General features: G+C 54.2%; 11 protein-coding genes. 5 read left to right on the plus strand and 6 right to left on the minus strand.

Annotated features, from left to right (window positions below; all coding sequences use genetic code 11):
* A partial coding sequence (locus BMW46_RS09980) for an EAL domain-containing protein (RefSeq protein WP_143121448.1) occupies positions 1-317 on the plus strand: 317 nt, incomplete at its 5' end.
* 375 nt (positions 318-692) lie between these two features.
* Here BMW46_RS09980 and BMW46_RS09985 read toward each other — a convergent pair.
* Together BMW46_RS09985 and BMW46_RS09990 are read right to left on the minus strand one after the other, a co-directional pair.
* Positions 693-2,705, minus strand: coding sequence for a polysaccharide biosynthesis protein (locus BMW46_RS09985; RefSeq protein ID WP_074708405.1), 2,013 nt, complete (start codon positions 2,703-2,705; stop codon positions 693-695).
* A 1-nt stretch (position 2,706) separates the two neighbouring features.
* On the minus strand, positions 2,707-3,735 hold the full coding sequence (locus BMW46_RS09990; protein WP_256377034.1) for an MraY family glycosyltransferase: 1,029 nt from the start codon (positions 3,733-3,735) through the stop codon (positions 2,707-2,709).
* A 203-nt stretch (positions 3,736-3,938) separates the two neighbouring features.
* Between BMW46_RS09990 and BMW46_RS09995 the strand changes: the two genes are divergently transcribed.
* From BMW46_RS09995 to BMW46_RS10005, 3 genes are all read left to right on the plus strand, one after another.
* A complete protein-coding gene (locus BMW46_RS09995) occupies positions 3,939-5,207 on the plus strand; it encodes a dicarboxylate/amino acid:cation symporter (RefSeq protein WP_074708022.1) in 1,269 nt (422 codons plus the stop codon).
* 336 nt (positions 5,208-5,543) lie between these two features.
* Positions 5,544-6,767 carry a sialidase/neuraminidase family protein gene (locus BMW46_RS10000; RefSeq protein ID WP_081355766.1) on the plus strand — a complete coding sequence of 408 codons (1,224 nt, stop codon included), beginning with the start codon at positions 5,544-5,546 and terminating at the stop codon, positions 6,765-6,767.
* 251 nt (positions 6,768-7,018) lie between these two features.
* The gene (locus tag BMW46_RS10005) at positions 7,019-9,496 is read left to right on the plus strand and encodes a TonB-dependent receptor (RefSeq protein ID WP_256377035.1); all 2,478 of its coding nucleotides are present in this window, start codon (positions 7,019-7,021) and stop codon (positions 9,494-9,496) included.
* Positions 9,497-9,542: 46 nt separating this feature from the next.
* Here the strand turns inward: BMW46_RS10005 and serB are convergent, their stop codons facing one another.
* The gene (gene serB / locus BMW46_RS10010) at positions 9,543-10,373 is read right to left on the minus strand and encodes a phosphoserine phosphatase SerB (protein ID WP_074708027.1); all 831 of its coding nucleotides are present in this window, start codon (positions 10,371-10,373) and stop codon (positions 9,543-9,545) included.
* A 501-nt stretch (positions 10,374-10,874) separates the two neighbouring features.
* On the opposite strand from serB, the gene BMW46_RS10015 reads away from it, so the two are divergent.
* Positions 10,875-11,738 carry an SH3 domain-containing protein gene (locus BMW46_RS10015; protein ID WP_074708029.1) on the plus strand — a complete coding sequence of 288 codons (864 nt, stop codon included), beginning with the start codon at positions 10,875-10,877 and terminating at the stop codon, positions 11,736-11,738.
* 3 nt (positions 11,739-11,741) lie between these two features.
* Here BMW46_RS10015 and BMW46_RS10020 read toward each other — a convergent pair whose 3' ends face one another.
* From BMW46_RS10020 to recJ, 3 genes are all read right to left on the minus strand, one after another.
* The gene (locus tag BMW46_RS10020) at positions 11,742-13,379 is read right to left on the minus strand and encodes a sensor domain-containing diguanylate cyclase (RefSeq protein WP_074708032.1); all 1,638 of its coding nucleotides are present in this window, start codon (positions 13,377-13,379) and stop codon (positions 11,742-11,744) included.
* Positions 13,380-13,566: 187 nt separating this feature from the next.
* A complete protein-coding gene (mfd, locus tag BMW46_RS10025; RefSeq protein ID WP_074708034.1) occupies positions 13,567-17,034 on the minus strand; it encodes a transcription-repair coupling factor in 3,468 nt (1,155 codons plus the stop codon).
* A gap of 225 nt (positions 17,035-17,259) precedes the next feature.
* Complete coding sequence (gene recJ / locus BMW46_RS10030) at positions 17,260-19,101, minus strand: single-stranded-DNA-specific exonuclease RecJ (protein ID WP_074708037.1); 1,842 nt, start codon at positions 19,099-19,101, stop codon at positions 17,260-17,262.
* Positions 19,102-19,126: the final 25 nt, after the last annotated feature.

The raw sequence follows: 19,126 nt of genomic DNA on the forward strand, positions 1-19,126 counted from the left end.
TGGCTATTGACGATTTCGGTACCGGCTATTCCAGTTTGTCCTATTTGCGGCAATTTGCCATCGACCGGCTAAAAATAGATCAAAGCTTCGTTCGTAATCTTCCCGAGAACATCGACGCCAAAGCTATTATTTGCGCCATTGTAGCGATGGGGCGCAGCCTTGGCCTACGTGTAATGGCGGAAGGTGTAGAGACGGAAGCGCAAGCTCGCTTTCTTCAAGACATCAATTGTGCGGAAAGCCAAGGTTATCTATATGCAAGCCCCATGATGCCAAATGATTTTGAAGCGTGGCTAAAAGGCAGGAAGCCAGGTTTTTAGGTGCTCGCACTACCATTCATTAACCCCTCTGCCGGGGGTCACTTTTTAAGCATTAACAGCCCTAATGGAAGCCCCTGGTATTAGCAGGCGTCTGTGGTATTAGCGCGAAGGCCGCAAGGTGATGGATTTTTCCCGCAATACCTTTTATCGCTACCCATCAGTGATGGAATCAGGTGTATTGATGTCGCTATGGACGTCGGAGAAAGTCGGATGTCAAGAATTCGATTGAAGAAGCAACTGAGCCACTATAGCCATTTTGCCACCTTGCTCTATCACGCACCCTGGTATCCATCTCAAACGGCGCAATCGCAAGCATTCCACCCGCACTCAGCTTTGTGTCAAAAGCTGCAATGGCAATGTAACAAGAAGCAACGCCTATGCGATACGGGACTGGCGAACCTGGGAAACGGGAATAATTGATTCCGCACTCGAATATTCCGGAACCCATCTGGGCAGCTCCCGCTTGACCTCTTCGTCGCTCAGGACCGGATGCTCCTCAAGCCATGCCAGCAGAGCCGTCAGCCATTTTTTGTCTACCTGACGCGCTTGCGCGATACGCAATTTGGGGTGGGGTGTGGGAAGCGTATTTTCGTCATCCGCCAACAGTTCTTCGTAGAGTTTTTCACCGGGACGCAAGCCATTGTAAACAATTTTTATTTCATCCTCGCTCAATCCGGAAAGACGAATCAGATCTCGCGCAAGATCGGCGATTTTGATCGGTTCGCCCATATCCAGCACGAAAATTTCGCCTCCACGCCGCTTTCCGCCCATCAACCCCGCCTGTAGAACCAACTGCGCTGCTTCGGGTATGGACATGAAATAACGGGTGATTTCCGAGTGCGTTACCGTTATCGGTCCCCCTTTTTCAATCTGCTCCCGGAACTTGGGAATCACGCTGCCCGCGCTGCCCAGCACATTACCGAAACGCACCATGACGAATCGCGGCTCCTGCCTCCTTTCAAGCCTGCTGCCCAGAACAATTTTCCCGGAGGCATTTTCGACAGGACTGTCAGGAGATGCAATCGACTGCTGTAACGCCTGGCATACCATTTCAGCCAGGCGTTTGCTCGCACCCATGACATTGGTCGGGTTGACGGCCTTGTCGGTCGAAATCAGGACGAATTTCTCCACTCCGTACCGGATGGCGGTTTGCGCGAGGACATAGGTTCCACGCACGTTGTTCAGCACCGCCTGCCATGCATTTTCCTGTTCCATCAGGGGCACATGCTTGTAGGCGGCTGCATGAAACACGATAGCCGGTCGGTATTGCAGGAATACCTGTGATAAACGCGCTTCATCCTTGACATCGCCAATGGCGAATATCATGGGAATCTCTGGAAAATCGGCCTGGAATTCCTGTTCTATGCTGTACAGCGCAAATTCATTCAATTCAAACAGCACCAGTTGAGCCGGTGTAAATTTGGCGATCTGCCGGCATAACTCCGATCCGATCGAACCACCCGCGCCTGTAACCAATACCGTTTTTCCCGTCAGTAAATCGTGTAGTCCATCGTTATCCAGCACGACGGGATCCCGCCCCAGCAAATCTTCCGGCTCGACCGTCCGGATTTGTGACACCTTGATGTTGCCGCTCACCAGATCGTTATAGGAAGGGACGATCAAAGCCTTTACCCCTGCCGCCGCGCACAGTTGCAAGGCTCGACGACGGTCGCGCAGGAGGCGGTCGGGACGGCGGCGATCAGAGTGGGCGCGATAGGATTTGCGGCGATCTGAAGCGGAGGAGGTGAGGGCGATAATGGCATGCGCGACACCCAGTTTCCGGGCTACCTCCGGCAGATCGTTGATGCGGCCCAGCACTTTGAACCCGTGCAGCATCAGCCCCCGCTTGGCCGGATCGTCGTCAAGGAAGCCTGCGACGCGCCATTCCACATTGCGCGTCAGCTCTTTTACCAAACCGACAGCAGCATCACTTGCTCCTATCACAAGGACGAGACTGCCCCCCGTTTTACTTCGACCGTAGAGCCGGTGCTCTTTCCAGAACCGGTAAGCGAGACGGCTGCTTCCCATGATGAACAGCAGCAGGATGGGAGCCAGTATCAGCACCGTTCTGGGGACACCGACCAGTATCTGGAACATGTATAGCACCAATGGGACGGCTGCGGCCGAGGCGGATACGGCAAACAGGATGCGCCGCAGATCAGGCAGGCTTGCGTAATGCCAGAGTCCACGATACAGGCCAAAGAATAAGAAGGCCGCTGCGTGTATCGGGACCACCCACGGCAGGATCTCTTCTAAAGATGCCAGATAAACGAAGGGTATCTCGAAATTGAAGCGGAACAGGTAAGCCAGCGACCAGGCGATGGCGGCAGCTACAACATCATGCCCGAATGCAATAACCGTTCTTATGTTGAGTTTGGGTGCTGGCATGCTATGAACCGTCTGCGCCATGCCCCAGACGGCGATCGCAAAGGCGCATCATGATCAGATAAATTCCGATCCACGCGATCACCATTCCGAACTGGACGTTCGTGTGTTGCCGAGTCGCCCAGAGGGCGCTGATGGCTGTGGCTGACATCAGAACGTAACCGATCAGAGCCGTATTGCGATGACCCAGACCGCTTCGCACCAGGCGCTGGTAATAATGCTCGCGATGCGCCCGCCAGATTTTTTCGCCTCGCAGTCCGCGTTTTATCAAGGTGACGGAAGCATCGACGATAAACGGCGAAAATACGAGCAAGGGAAACCAAGCGGGCCAGCAGCCATTCATCCATCCCATCATACCTAATGCCGCAGCAAGGAACCCGAGCGGAATCGAGCCCGCGTCTCCCATGAAAATGCGCGCGGGATGAAAGTTAAACAACAGAAAAGCCGCTGCTGCTGCGGCAATGCAGAAGTTGGCAATTGCAAAGGTCTCGTTTCCGGAAATCCATGCTGTCGCTCCATAGCAACTGAAACCGATCAGTGTCATGCCGCCTGCCAGTCCATCCGAACCATCCATGAAATTATAGAGGTTGAGCATCCAGGTAATACCGAGTGCGGCTGCCACGGCGACAAGCCAGCCGTGAGCGGTAGCAAGGGTCACGGCAGAAAACCAGGTTCCGAGCGCCGTATAGATGACAAGCCTTGGCCATACAGGCAGGCTGCGAACATCATCGGCGAAAGATATCGTTACCAGCAGCACAACTGCAATCCATATCGACACCGGTGGTTTTACCGGCAGAAACGTCCATGAGACGAAAATCCCCGACATCAGCCCCAGGCCTCCTGTGCGGGGAACGGGACGAGTATGCAGCGATCGGGAGTTCGGCTGGTCCAGGATTTTGAGAACATTCCCTTTGATCAGATACGAAATTGTCCCTAGCGACATGGCAAACGCTATGAATGGTGGGATCAGATATGAAATCGAGGAGCCGGAATTCATGATCGGATTATAGCCCTGATGACTTATGAGGCGCATGCGTGCATACTTCAGGCCATGCCAGTCCATTGCGCGGGGAGGATGGGGTCAATAATAACGATTTTCGATCCTCCCTCGCCAGCACCTCATTTGCTCTGCACAGTCCACTTCCAGCCCGCGATTATGTTCGACATTGTCGGAAGAATATTCTGAAAATGTCTGTACGAGTTCGCACATAGCAGCGCACGTCATAAAAAACATTGATGAAAAAAATCTCGCTCAATACGCAAATATTGTGGGGTGTATTCGCCGGACTCTTCCTGGGTCTGGGTTTATCCCTGCTCGATGAAGAGTCAGCTACTTTTCAGGTCGGATTATATGCCGCCGAGCTGCTTGGAACGCTGTTTATCGACCTGCTGAAAATGGTGCTCATTCCGCTCGTGTTCACATCGATCGCAGTAGGTGTGGCCAACTTGCGGGTGCACCAGCAGATGCATAAGGTATGGAAAGCAACCCTTGGTTTCTTCCTGCTTTCGATGGCGCTGGCTGTTCTGCTGGGTTTGACTGCCGCCAACATTGTCCGGCCCGGAGAAGGGTTGCAGCTTGCAATGTTCCAGGATGACATGCAGAAGTTTCAGGCCGCGCAGATGCCTTTAACGGAGTTTATTGCGCAACTGCTTCATTCGCTGTTTCAGAACCCCATGACAGCCCTGGCTCAGGGTAATGTGCTCGCAGTGGTCGTTTTCGCACTCTTGCTGGGCATTGCAATGGTGGTGGGCGGGGACCGCTACGCCAACATCCTCATACTGCTGCAGGAGCTGCTAGAGCTGATGCTGATGCTGGTTGGCTGGATCATGCGCCTTGCTCCGCTCGGCATCATGGGGCTGCTGGTAAAACTCGCTGCCACACAGGACGTGGCTTTACTTGCCACGTTGGTCGAGTTTATCGTTGTAGTGATTGGGGCCACTCTGTTGCACGGAATAGTAGTGCTTCCGCTGATTCTTTATCTGGTCACGGGAATGACGCCGTTCAAATTCTGGCGCGGCGGCCGCGAAGCACTGATAACAGCTTTTGCGACCAGCTCCAGCTCAGCCGCTTTACCCGTCACGTTACGCTGCGTGGAACAGCACCTGCATGTCAAACGCGACATTGCCGGATTTGTCATCCCATTAGGTGCAACATTGAATATGGATGGCACCGCTTTGTACGAAGCCGTGGCAGCATTGTTTGTGGCCAACCTTGTCGGGATAGAACTTAATCTCGCACAGCAGATGATCGTGTTTTTGACTGCGATGCTGGCTGCCATGGGTGCTCCGGGCATACCCAGCGCCGGAATGGTCACCATGGTGGTCGTGCTGCAATCGGTCGGCTTGCCGGCGGAGGCTATCGCCATTCTGCTGCCTGTCGACCGCTTACTGGATACATTCCGCACCGCTGTCAATGTCGAGGGGGACATGGTGGGGAGTCTGGTCGTGCAGAAATGGGTGAGGAAGGAGTCTATGGGTGGTTCCAGAAGTGGTTCCGAAGGGTAAGAGATATTAAGGGCCCGAAGAGGGGGTAGCGGTTTCCCGGCTACTTTCTCGAGGACAGATTGGACTGCGGTGACAGCCAGACGCGCCGAGCTCAATATGGCTTTACCGGTCTTCCTCGCGACGTTCTCCATCGAAGTTCTCTCCATAGGTGCATGGATTACCTCCTCTTCATCGTGTGACTCTCGATCATTCCCGATTTGCTGGCAAGACCTGTAGCGGGGTTGCAAGGCCCTTCATTTCGAAAATGCCCGGAAGCTCTTCAGGTGCGACAATTTGTCACATTCCCACCCTTTCCGAAATCGATTATTCTTGTATCGCTATTCCATGAGGAAGTCGATGTTTGCCATCCCGGGTTTTGCCGGACTCTTTCTGGCGCTTGTTTCCACAGCTGCCGTTGCAGCAGAGCCGCATTCGACCGGTGAAACCCATCATCATCCGGCAATGCATTCCGCAAAATCCGCCAAGACCACGTTGGCGGTAGGGGTGACCCTGGATCAGGATGGGCGGTTATGGCTGGCGAGAGTTGTCGACCAGCGCTTGCTGGTTTCCTGGTCGGAAGACGGCGGGAGCAGTTTTTCCGAGCCCGCAGTTGTAACACCTGAACCGGAAAACATATCCATTGATGGCGAGAATCGTCCCAAGATCGAAGTTGCGCGTGATGGCAGCGTACTTGTGACCTGGACGCAGGTCCTTCCGCAGAAATATTCCGGCAATGTGAGGTTTTCACGTTCAACCGACTCGGGCCGGACGTTTTCAAAACCCATTACCCTCAATGACGATGGCCGCGTGACCAGTCACCGCTTCGACTCTCTGGCAATCGACGGGGACGGGAGGGTGATGGTTGCCTGGCTGGATGCGAGGGATCGTGATGCAGCAAGGGAAAAAGGCGAAGAGTACCGGGGTGTATCGCTCTATACCACGCAATCGCTCAACAATGGTGAGAGTTTTGGCCGGAATCGAAGAATTCAGGAGCACACGTGCGAATGCTGTCGGACAGCGCTTACCTGGAGCAGGGACGGACCAGTCGTTTTACTGCGGAATATTTTTGGGGCCAATACCCGTGATTTTGCCGTAGTCAATCTCGATAAGGGCGGCATAAGAAGGGTAAACCGTGACGAATGGCAGGTCGATGCGTGTCCGCACAATGGAGGAAGCCTTGCAACGGACCGAAGGGGGCAGTTGCATCTCGTCTGGTTCACAAATGGCACGGCAGATCAGGGATTGTTCTATAAGCGGATCGATGGCAATTGGGAATCGAAACCCAAGCCGATAGGCAACCTGGACGCGCAGGCAAATCATGCTTCAGTGGTTGCCGATGGAGAAACCGTCATTCTTACCTGGCGCGAATTCGATGGAAATGCTTATTCCGCAAAGATGATGTACTCAAATGATAGTGGCGAATCCTGGAGTGAACCGATGCGCGTGATGGAATCCGCTGGCGCGACCGACTACCCTGTGCCGCTGATCGATAACAGGAAAGTTCTGATCGTCTGGAATACTGCAAAGGAAGGTCTGCGTATTTTACCGATCGAGCGGGTGACCGCCCGATATTCCGGTTAGCCTAAATTCCCCTCTGGATAGACAACGAGCGGCGGATGCGTGGCGCGGAAAACGAGTGCAAGCATCCGGCATGGCTGTGCTTATCAATAATAAATAAATCGAGAAAGATAATTCAGGTCATGAAACGGATTCCTTTTGCTCTGGTTGGTTTGCTTTGCGTCCCGTCAACGTGGGCGATTCAAGAGATAGAGCAGCCAAAACAGTTTTTCCAGAAAAGAATTCCCGCTCGTCTACCGGCCAACAGTTCATCCATGAATCCGCCGCAGGTAGATGCACCCGTTTCACTAGTGGGAAGTGAGATGCGCTCGGGAACGCTGGTGGCGGAAACGACAGCCGCAACGACATCCGGTCAACTGCAGATCGATGAAACCGGTGGCAGCGGCAAACCGGATAAGGATAGAGAGGATAAGGAGGACAAGGGGGATAAGGGGGACAAGGAGAAGAAAGATGATACGCCAGCGGTTCAAAAAGAAACCGTCTTCAAGGAAATGGTTGTCACCGGTGAGACGGAGCGGGATACGCACTTTACTTCCCCCTCGACACGCGTGACGCGGACTCAGATCGAACGACAGAATGCGCAGACTACGGAAGAAGTGCTCAAGTACATGCCCAGCTTGCAAATCCGCCAGCGCTACGTGGGCGATCCCAACGGTGTTCTGGGCATCCGCGGTGCGGACATGTTCTCGACCGCGCGCAACATGGTTTATGCCGATGGTCTGCCTTTGCACAACTTCCTGCAGGCAACCTTCAATGGTGCGCCGCGCTGGTCACTGGTGGGACCGAACGAGATCGATTCTGTCGATGTCGTATATGGTCCCTTCTCGGCTGAGTATAGCGGCAACTCGATTGGCGGCGTCATCAACATAAAAACTCGCATGCCGCACAAGCAGGAATTCTACGTCGAGAGCAGTCTTTTCATCCAGCCGTTCAAGATTTATGGGCCGGACAAAGGAACGTTCATAGGCGATCGGCAGTATGTCTCGTACGGTAATCGGATTCAGGACAAGTTTACGGTATTTCTTGCCTACAACCGGCTGGAAGCGCAGAGCCATCCGCAGTCTTATTTTATCGACAACACTGGACTATTTGATGTGCCGGGGGGAACGCCGGTTAGCGGCGGCGTCCGAACCCCGGATACGCGCGGGACGCCCAGCGTCATTTATGGCGATACCGGACCGGAAAAGGTGAATACTCACCTGTTCAAGGGTAAATTCGGGTATGACATTACTTCCAATCTTCAGGCGCTCTTTACAGTGGCGTATGAAGATCGAACCCGCAACCAGAATCACCCCCGCAATTACCTGCGCGATGCGAGTGGGCAGCTGTTCTGGGGTGGGACTGCTCCCCCCTGCTGTGCAGACCCAGGCAATGCGTCTCTGAGTGGTGCCCGTTTCGATGTGGTGCAGCGTGGTTTTGGCGGCAGCCAGGACAAGCGCGAGACGCTGAATCTGGGTTTGTCGCTTCGCGGCGCTCTGACCCCTGACTGGAACATCGATACTACCATGAGCTATTTCGATGTCCTGAAGGATATTCGCGCTTCGGCCTTTTTCAATCAGGGTGATCCGGCCAATACCGGGGCCGGGCAGCTGCAGGATTTCCGGAGATTCAGCTGGTTGAATTACGATCTCAAGTTGAGCGCGCCTGTGCTGCTGGGTAATGACAAAGTATCGTTTCTGGCCGGATATCACTTCGACCAGTACAACCTGAGTTTCCGGCAATATTCCCTGACCGATTATTCGACCTTGGCCCGAGGCGCATTGCAGGCCAATCGGAACAACGATGGGCAGACATCGATGCATGCAATGTTTGCGCAATCCACGTTCCGATTCCTGCCACAATGGGATGTTACCGCGGGAGTACGCCAGGAGTGGTGGGCAGCAACGAAAGGGGTGGTGGGTAACCTCGCGGTGCCGGATCGCTCCCAGGCGGCAACCTCACCCAAAGTTTCAGTAGGATATGAACCAGGACAGTGGAAATATCGCTATTCTTTCGGGCGCGCCCATCGTTTTCCGGTTATTGCGGAGCTTTATCAATCCTTAAGCACCCCCACGAGCATACTGACCGCGAATGCAATGCTCAAGCCCGAAAATGGCGTGCACCATAACTTCATGGTCGAGTATGGGCTGCCTAAAGGCTATATCCGGGTAAATGCCTTTCGGGACGATATCAAGGATGCCATTCAGCAGGTAAATACTGTCTCGGGTGTAGTTATTACCAGTGGATTCCAGAATATCGGCGAGGTCAGTACGACTGGAGTGGAACTGATCTACGATCAAAGGCGGGTTCTGGGTTCAAAACTCGATTTCATGTTCAATGGCACCTGGATGAACGCGAAAGTGGAAAAAGGACCGATCGTGGATTTCACTACATCTACCGGCGTACCCGCTGACTATAATCTAACCGGTAAGCAAATCATTCGTCTGCCACACTGGCGAGCCAATTTTTTTGGCACTTATCATATGACTGAGGCTTGGGATATCTCTCTCTCAGGCCGGTATACCAGCGACTCGTTCAACGACCCCGACAACGGGGATCATGTAAACAACGTATTCGGCTCCCAGAGCGATTTCTTCTTCATGGACTTCAAGACCAGCTATCGTCACAAGTTCCAGAACGGTCTGAAAAGCCGGTTTTCATTTGGCATCAGCAACCTCAACAACGATAAGGCCTGGGTGTTTCACCCCTATCCGCAACGCACATACCTGGTCGAGGCCGCGTTCAGTTATTAGGGAGATCGACTGGGGCGGAACCCGGTTCCGCTACTTCTAGCATTGTTCACTGGAACAGATTGACTACGCCATCGAGCCCGACATGGTTGAGCGCGTAAGTAGCTTTCGCCTGTACCACCGGTTTTGCATGATAAGCAATGCTGACCCCTGCCTCCTCCATCATTTTGAGATCATTGGCACCATCGCCGATGGCAATGACCTGTTCCCGCTTCAGTCCCAGTTCTTCGCGCACTTTTTTCAGCACTTCCCCTTTTCCGCTCGCCCCGATGATATCTCCCAACACCTTGCCTGTCAGTTTGCCATCTGAGACCTCAAAGCGATTGGCCGCGGCATAATCGAGATCCAGCCTGGTTTTTACTCTGTCAGTAAAAAAAGTGAAACCACCGGAAATGACCATGGTTTTGAGACCAGCGGATTTCATGTGTTGCAGCATCTTTTCCGCTCCGGGGCTCAACCGAACCCGTTCGTCATATACCCGCTGCAGGGCGTCTTCATCCAGTCCCTCCAGCAATGCCGTTCGGAGTCGCAGGCTTTCTGCAAAGACGATTTCCCCACGCATGGCCCTTTGGGTGATTTCCGCAACCTGCGCCTTTACGCCCTGCATATCCGCGATCTCATCAATGGATTCGATCGCGAGCAGGGTTGAATCCATATCCATCGCAACCAGGCCAAAATCGGATAGCCGAGCCGATGGGTCGACGAAAGCAAAATCAAGATCCGCTTCAGCACAATATGCGGCCACCTCTTCCCGCCGGGCTGCATTTTTAAGCCGGAAGGCTTGCCCCGTGATACGTTCGATATGGTTTGCGTCGACCAGTTTCGCCAGTTCCCTTAAATCGCTGTTCTGGATTTCAAGTCCTTGTATGATGAGGTTCATGTTGTTGTTCCAATTATTGTCAAGAATGTCCGACAGCCGTGCAAGGAAAGCCGAAGGAACTCGTTCGGCGGTGGCGTTTCCTGCGAATGGGCGTGGAGCAGTTAGAGCGTTGCCCCTGTATGCGGGTGGCGGCAATCAAAGTTAACATTTACCGCCTGAAATGTTCAATGTTGAAAGAAGCGCGTGTTTTTAGCGGAAGCGGATATTTTTCATAAACCTAGCATTTTGCCATCAATCTCCAATAACTTCCATATGCATTCTCTCTCTATCTTGATCTCTTCGCAATCTCTCGAATAATGAGGTGAACCCGGCCTGATTCTCGAAGAAGCCCACTTTGCAGGGCTATATAATCCTAATCCTGATATCAGCTTCTTCCAGTTTCGAGCGATCATTGGGCATGTTAACCGGGATCGCACAATCGGTTCTTTCAGACGTGCGCCTGACGTCGGGTAATAATAATCATCCAAAGTATTTCTATATAAGAATCGGAGTTGAAAAATCGTGCAATTACTCAGACAGGCCCTCAGACTTTACAGATATCTGAAAATGTGGCCGGAGAAAATATCCGCTCAAGTCGTATTCGTGCTTATTGGTATGAATATTGCCGCGTGCAGCCATATCCAGAAAGTGCATTCAACCGCACCCGAGCCCACAGGAAATTTCCCCCTCGCCCGTGAAATGGCACAGTTTGAATTCGGCTGCAGCAACCTGCGTGCGGAAAGGGAGGCACAGCAGCAGGAAATTCAACGCTTGCAGAAGCTGCTGGCAGAGAAAGAGGCCTATATTCGCAGTCAGGAAGTGCGGCAGCAGGATCAGCAGAAGGCGTTGCAGGAAACCAGCAACCGCGCCGCGCATGCTCAAGTCAGGCTCAGGCGGCTGGCCACCCGCCCTACCGCCGCCTCCACCATAGCAGAGGTTGAAATGGGCATGGAAAACCTGAAATCTTCCTCCTTTACAGGTTCCGAACCGATTCTGCAAACCCAGGCGCAGCGTTTGCTGGACGCGGCCGCTCACGCGTATGCGGTGGACAATTATGCCGCTGCAATGGATTACGCCTCGCAGGCGCGTGAATTCATCAACATGATGAGGAACAACAGTACGCGCAAAGCCTCCGATCCACAACAGGTCACCGTGCTGTTCCAGGTACCCATTCCGCTGCGCGCCATTGCCAACAGTAAGCTGCGTGAAAAACCGGGGCTGAAGGCACCGATTCTGGGAGTGCTGAAAAAAGAGTCGGCAATGACGGCAGAGGCCTATAGAGGAGAGTGGTTGCAAATTCTTACCGCAGATGGCCGGTCGGGATGGATATTCAGTACGCTGGTGGAGGCGCAGGTGGCCAAAGGAATCGATATGGTTGTCAAATAGGATTTAGCGGGAGAAGTATGCCCGATTGCGGCCGGTGCGCTTGGCTTCGTAAAGTGCATTGTCGGCGCGGGAGAATACTGCTGTCGTTGTGCTGTCGTCGGGTCGGCACTCCACGGCCCCGATACTTACCGTGATTGATATCGTCGATTTTCCGACCCGGTAGGTCAGGTTTTCCACATGGGCGCGGATGCGCTCAGCGGTTTTGACAGCCTGATCGATGTAGGTCTCGACCAGGATGATGATAAATTCATCGCCCCCGTAGCGCGCCGCATAATCAATACTGCGGATCGACTGGAGAAGGATTTGCGCAACCTTGGCCAGGATTTTGTCGCCGGTAATATGGCCGTATGTGTCATTGAGTGTCTTGAAGTGGTCGATATCCAGCATTAGCAGTGCAAAGGGCCGTTGCGTGCGTCTGAATCGCGCGAGTTGATCGGCCAGGATGGCATCGAGCTTGTTGCGATTATAGAGGCCGGTGAGGCTATCGGTAATCGAGAGTGTTTCAAGCATCCGGTTTTGTTGCTGCATGGCTTCATGCGCAGCCATGATTTCGGCGTGGTTCCGGCGCAATCTGTCTGCCATCTGGTCAAATACCTTCGTGAGGTGACCGATCTCGTCATTTCGCGTTGCGGAGAGCCGCACTTCCAGGTCACCATCTGCGATCCGGTCCGCCGCACGCATAAGACGTTGCAGCGGCACGACGATTGAGCGCCCCATCTGGAATGCCGCAGCGGCTACGATTAGAACCAGCGTGCCGACCAGTATCAGGAGCATATTGCGCAGTTCGATCCAGTCGCCATAGACGGCAGCCCGGTCGCGCTCCGCCAGAATGGTAAGGGGGAATTCACGGGATACATCGGCCAGACCGATTACTTCATGGCGTGTCAATCCCCCGAAAAACAGGGATTTGCCAGGTCGTGCGAGAAGATCCCGCAACGAGGAGGCATCGAGTTGCGCCATGGTTTCTCCCTCTGTCGGGGTGCCGATGAGAACACGACCGTCCGGATCCAGCAGAAATACCTCGCCCGGCGGTGATGTCGAAGAACTCTTCAAATGGGGCTGCAGGTTGCGCAGGTCAAGCACGGCTATCAGGGCGCCCATCAATACGTTGTCGTATGACAATACCGGAACCGCGACGCTGAGAGTCGCAGTGCTGTACTGCTCGTTCCAGTGAGGGGGGGCGATCACAAGACCTTCCGTGACCGAGTTTTGCGGCCACTCATCGGGGAGGGTTGCTCCCGCGGGTTTTTCGGCGCTGCTGGCGATAATTTTTCCGGATGCGTTCATCACGGTCAATTCCCGTATCGCATCGAGTTTTCCCTGAACAGACTGCAGGTAACGCGCGAGAGCTCCCGGGTATTTGGCCGACATATCCGTGCGGCGCTGATAAGATGCGGATAATGCTTCGATGACCGCCCCGGATGCTGCGGTAACGTGCGCTTCATGCGCGCGCCTGTCGAGCCAGAATTCTATTTCCCGGCCCGCATAATCCGTGAGCGCGCGAAGCTCGCGTGTGACATTGGCGTTGATCTGCGCTTCACTCTGCCTGAATGTCAATAATCCGAGCCCCAGCGACGGGATCAGCGTAGCCATGGTGGCGAACACCACGAGTTTGCTTTTAATGCTCTTTAGAAGCGCCATTGGACGGAGTTCCGGATAAAGGTTACTTAATGGACAAATACTGTCAAAAATTCAGCAGAATTATTCCGAAAAACAGCGATTGAAATGAGGCTGCAGATCGCTAGATCAATGTCCCCGGGACCGACGCAATTCTATATACCCCGTTTCCGCCTCCATCTACTGAGAATGCGTCGCTTTCCACCCTATCTTATGTGCTCAATTCGATAAACAAGTCCATTATCCGCCTGACCCGTTCTCTCGCCTCCGCGATGCACGTTTTTATTTTCAATCGATCAGGTCCGGAAAGCTGGTAGTCGCGGCTGCGCTGAAGAAGGGCGACAATCCTTGCAGCATCCACGGGGGGATTGGGTGTAAATTGAACCTGAATGGATTCGCTGCTTGCCTCAACACGAATGATTCCCAGCGGCGCTGCAGCGATACGTAAACGGTGGCAATCGAGCAATGCCTTGACCGGATCCGGTAATAGGCCGAAGCGATCCGTCAATTCAATCTGCATTTCATCCAGTTGCTCATCGCTGGTGCAATTGGCCATGCGTTTGTACAGGATCAGCCGCTCATGTATATCACTGCAATAATCCTCCGGCAGCAAAGCGGGAACATGCAAGTTGATTTCCGTGGCAACCCCAAGGGGGTGTTGCATGTCGGGCTCCTTGCCTTCCTTCAGTGATCGCACGGCCGCATCCAGCATACTGGCGTAGAGGCTGAAGCCGATTTCCTGTATCTCGCCGCTTTGGGATTCCCCGAGGACTTCACCGGCGCCGCGAATCTCGAGGTCGTGCATGGCGAGGTAGAAGCCGGCCCCGAGCTCTTCCATGGACTGAATGGCCTCCAGGCGCTTCCTGGCCTGAGTCCCCAATGCCTCTTCCTCCGGTACCAGCAGGTAGGCGTACGCCTGATGATGGGAGCGTCCTACCCGCCCACGCAGTTGATGCAGTTGCGCCAGCCCGAATTTATCCGCCCGATGAATGATAATGGTATTGGCAGTGGGCACATCGATGCCGGTTTCGATGATGGTTGTACAGAGCAGCAGATTAAACCGCTGCTGGTAGAAATCTTTCATCACATGCTCCAGCTCGCGTTCCCGCATTTGTCCGTGGGCGATGCCTATTCGCGCTTCGGGCAGCAGGCGGGCGAGCTTGTCATGCATCGTCTGGATGGTACTCACCTCGTTATGTAAAAAATATATCTGCCCGCCCCGCTTCAACTCCCGCAGACAGGCCTCGCGAATGATTCCCTCGGAAAAACGGTTTACAAAGGTTTTGATGGCCAGCCGCCGTTGCGGCGCCGTTGCAATGACGGAGAAATCGCGCAATCCCTCCAATGACAAGGCCAGTGTGCGTGGAATAGGCGTGGCGGTAAGTGTCAGGACATCCACTTCGGAGCGGAGGCTTTTCAACTGTTCCTTGTGGCGCACACCAAAACGGTGCTCCTCGTCGATAATGACCAACCCCAGGTTTTTGAATCTGACGCCTTTCTGGATCAGCTTATGCGTACCGATCACGATGTCTATCTGCCCGTCCGCGAGGCCCGCCAGCGCCTGGGCCTGCTCCTTGCCTGAACGGAAACGCGACAGCTCGGCAATTTTAACCGGCCATTCTTCCGCGATCAGGCCGAAACGATCCGAAAAATTCTGGAAATGCTGTTCCGCCAGCAGCGTGGTAGGAACCAGCACCGCGACCTGCCTGCCATCCGCGACCGCGACAAAAGCCGCCCTTAGCGCCACCTCCGTTTTGCCAAAACCCACATCTCCACAGATGAGCCTGTCCATGGGGCGGGCGGAGGTCAGGTCGTCGATTACCGCAGCGATGGCGCTCGCCTGATCCGGGGTTTCCTCGAATCCGAAACCTTCGACGAACGCCTCGTAATCCTGCTCTTTCAGCCGAAATGCGTGGCCAACGCGGGCGGCACGCTGGGCATAGATGTTGAGCAGTTCCGCCGCGGTATCGCGTACCTGCTGCATCGCCTTGCGCTTTGCCTTATCCCACTGGCCGCTGCCCAGCTTATGCAGGGGTGCGGATTCCGGTGAAGCGCCGCTGTATCGTCCGATAAGATGCAGTTGCGAGACAGGTACATACAACTTGTCGCCACTAGCGTATTCCAGCGACAGAAACTCCGTTTCGCCTTCTCCCAGATCCATGCTGACGAGCCCGAGATAACGACCTATGCCGTGTTGTTCATGTACGACCGGATCGCCCGCCTTGATCTCTGACAGATCGCGCAGAACGGCATCGGCGACCGCGCTGGTCTTGCGCGAATCCCGTTCACCCCGGCCGTGCAGGTGTCTGGCATAGAGCTCGCTCTCGGTTACAAAAGCTATTCCTTTCGCCGGGTGTATGAAGCCATTGTGCAACGGCCCCACACCGAGCACGAAGGGTTTAGTGCTTGCGCGAAATTGCGCATAGTTGTCGCATATGTCCGGATTGAGCCTGTATTGCCTCAAATGATCGGCAATCAACTCACGCCTGCCCAGACTTTCGGCAAGGAGCAACGTTCTTCCCCCTCCGGAGGATTCGAATTCAGCAATAAAGGCAGAAAGTTTTTCCGCCGGATTCACGGCGCGACGATCGACCTGGAGCGGGGGCAAAGGAATGCTGAAACCTTGCATCTCGACTCCACCGGTTTTCTTCGCCAGTTCTTCCGACGGGATCTCGATGCGCGGGTAGGGTTTCAACGCGCCGAAGAATGCTTCCGTGGTAAGGAACAACTCTGCGGGTTTCAGTAGCGGCCGGTCGCTGTCGCCCCGCAGAAGCTGATAGCGCGCCTGAGTGTCATGCCAGAAACTCTCTACCATTTGATAAAGTTCATGATGCAGGCACAACAGCGCTGTTTGCGGCAAATAATCGAACAGTGTGGCAGTATGCTCAAAAAAAAGAGGCAGATAGTACTCGATACCCGCGGGACTGCCACCCTTGCTGATATCCTTGTAAATGAGGCTTCTGGAAGGATCTCCCTCGAATTTTTCACGGAATCTGCCTCGAAAGCGGGTACGGCCTTCTTCATCGAGAGGAAACTCGCGCGCCGGCAGTAATCGTATCTCGGTAACCGGATAAACGCTTCTCTGGGTATCGACGTCAAAGGTGCGGATGGTTTCGATTTCGTTATCGAGCAGGTCGATCCTATAGGGCAACGGGCTTCCCATCGGAAACAGGTCGATCAGTCCGCCACGTACGCTGTATTCCCCCGGTGAAAGTACCTGAGTCACATGGCTGTAGCCAGCCAGGGTCATCTGGCTGCGCAACGCGTTCAGGTCAAGGGTTTCGCCGCGAGCGAGAAAGAAAGTGTGTGCTGCCAGGTACTCGGGCGGCGGCATGCGGTACAGGGCCGTGGTGACAGGCACAATCAATATATCGCAGGCGCCATTCATGAGTTGGTAGAGCGTCGCCAGTCTTTCGGAAACGAGGTCCTGATGCGGCGAAAAAGTATCGTAGGGCAACGTTTCCCAATCCGGCAGTAGCCGGGTTCTCAGCTCCGGGGCAAAAAAAGGTATTTCCTCCAGCAGTCTTTGGGCGTCCAAAGCGCTTGCCGTAATAATGGCAACGGGCTTTGCTTTCGCTTCCAGCGCCAGTTGGGCGAGGACAAGCGAGTCGGAAGATCCGTCAAAGTGACCGTAGCGAATAGTCGATCCGGATGAGGGAATGGTCAGCTTGAATGCCATTCTGTTTTAATTTGAGTCAGGTGGTTTTAATAAATGACAGCAGGTAACAATAGGGTGAGCGCCGGGCGCGAAAAGTCAATGGATTGTAATCAAACAGGAATTGGACAACCACCCCAACGGAATTTGACCCTCGCGGCATCATGCTAGCCGGTCGAATATTATATGTCAGCCATGGAGCGGATATTCTGGGTAAACGCGGCGTACGAAATGAACGAGGATTCGTGATTACATCATGGTTGCTTCTGACCAATGCTCCAGGACAAATTGCAGGGAAACGTCACCCTTGAAGTCATTTACCTGTAACCGATAAACGGCATCTATTACCCCGGGAAGAGGCCCGTCGTGGAGGAACAGTATGGCGTCATAAAGAAAGACTGATTTCTCCGGCTGGTCGTTTCCGGTTTCGGCCCCCGCCTTTCTTAATTTTAATTTAAGGTGCTTTTGTCCGACGACACGCTGGTCTTCCACATGAAAGCGGCTGCGAAATGCAGGTTGCGGGAATCCTTGTCCCCATACCTGCCGCACGAGCTGTTCCGCCAGTTCCAGAGTTATTTCGGATTCGTCCAGATCCCCGTCGGTTTCGATGACTCGTTTGAGATCCGCCGGCCCCAGCAGTTCCCTGGCAGTTTGTTCGAAGGCGTCACGGAATTTTTCGAAATCGCATGTACGAATGGTCAGACCAGCTGCCGCGGAATGACCTCCGAATTTAAGCAAAAGTCCGGGACAGCGTTTGGAAACCAGATCCAGCGCATCTCTCAAGTGGAAGCCCGGTATGGACCGTCCCGACCCTTTCAGCTCATCCTGGCCTCCCGGTGCAAATGTGATAACCGGGCGATGAAATTTATCCTTTATGCGCGACGCCAGTATGCCGATTACCCCTTGATGCCAGCCAGGATCGAAGAGGGTCAAGGCATAGGTGTTCGTCGCCTCTTGCGAGGAATCATTTGAGGGGAATACGCCTGACCCCTGGGGCATATTCGATGGCCGCAGGGGGGACGAGTCCTGCAAACTACTGCTACCAGAAAAGATATTCTCCAGCATGTTCAGCGCACTATCCCGCATGTCGGATTCAATTTCCTGCCGCTTCCGATTGAATGTGTCCAGTTGCAGCGCAAGCTGGGCAGCGCGCGAGGGGTCATCGGTAATGAGGCACTCGATTCCCAGGGACATATCGTCCAGCCGTCCTGCCGCGTTCAGTCTCGGTCCAATCATGAAACCCAACTCGTAGGCGGAGGTTTGCCTGAAATTCCGGCAGGCGATGTTGATCAGAGCATTGATGCCCGCGCATCCGCTTCCCTTGCGAATGCGTTTCAAACCCTGCTGTACCAGGAGCCGATTGTTGTCGTCGAGCTTCACGACATCTGCCACCGTGCCCAGCGCAACCAGATCCAGCAGGCTTCCCAGATTTGGTTCCTGCTGCGGAGATACAAACATGCCTTTTGCGCGCAACTCGGCCCGCAGCGCGAGCATGACATAGAACATGACGCCCACACCGGAGAGGTGTTTGCTGGGAAAATCACAGTCCGGTTGATTGGGATTGACGATGACGACCGCCTCAGGCAGCGTATCGCCTGGAAGATGATGATCAGTGACGAGAACCTGCATTCCGAGGCGATTAGCCTCGGCAACGCCTTCCACGCTGGCGATGCCATTATCGACCGTAATCAGAATATCCGGGCGATGAACACCGGCGGCAGCCACTCGTACGATCTCCGGGGTAAGACCATAGCCGTACTCGAAGCGATTGGGGACGAGGTAGTCGACCTGGGCGCCGAATTTCCTCAATGCGCGTATTCCTACGGCACAAGCCGTAGCGCCATCCGAATCATAATCGGCTACGATCAGCAGGCGCTTGCGGAGTGCAATCGCCGTCGCCAGAAATTGCGCCATTGTCGTTGCATTCTTCAGGCGTGCAAAGGGGATTAGCCGGGACCAATCGATCTCGAGCTGGCCTGGCTCTTCGATACCGCGTGCAGAATAGACACGGGCCAGGACGGGGTGGAAACCGTGCCGGATTAGTGTATCAAAAGTCTGATGAGGGTAATTGCGGACGATGATATTGGGCATGTCAGGGATAGAAGCTCAGACACGC

The sequence above is a fragment of the Nitrosospira multiformis genome, assembly GCF_900111585.1.
GTDB classification, from domain to species: Bacteria; Pseudomonadota; Gammaproteobacteria; order Burkholderiales; family Nitrosomonadaceae; genus Nitrosospira; species Nitrosospira multiformis_B.

Bases quoted from the DNA above. Each gene is read 5' to 3' on its own strand.
- BMW46_RS09985 (WP_074708405.1), bottom strand. From the start codon at position 2,705: ATGCCAGCACCCAAACTCAACATAAGAACGGTTATTGCATTCGGGCAT.
- serB (WP_074708027.1), bottom strand. From the start codon at position 10,373: ATGAACCTCATCATACAAGGACTTGAAATCCAGAACAGCGATTTAAGG.
- BMW46_RS10005 (WP_256377035.1), top strand. From the start codon at position 7,019: ATGAATCCGCCGCAGGTAGATGCACCCGTTTCACTAGTGGGAAGTGAG.
- recJ (WP_074708037.1), bottom strand. From the start codon at position 19,101: ATGCCCAATATCATCGTCCGCAATTACCCTCATCAGACTTTTGATACA.
- BMW46_RS10000 (WP_081355766.1), top strand. From the start codon at position 5,544: ATGTTTGCCATCCCGGGTTTTGCCGGACTCTTTCTGGCGCTTGTTTCC.
- mfd (WP_074708034.1), bottom strand. From the start codon at position 17,034: ATGGCATTCAAGCTGACCATTCCCTCATCCGGATCGACTATTCGCTAC.
- BMW46_RS09995 (WP_074708022.1), top strand. From the start codon at position 3,939: ATGAAAAAAATCTCGCTCAATACGCAAATATTGTGGGGTGTATTCGCC.
- BMW46_RS10020 (WP_074708032.1), bottom strand. From the start codon at position 13,379: ATGGCGCTTCTAAAGAGCATTAAAAGCAAACTCGTGGTGTTCGCCACC.
- BMW46_RS09990 (WP_256377034.1), bottom strand. From the start codon at position 3,735: ATGCGCCTCATAAGTCATCAGGGCTATAATCCGATCATGAATTCCGGC.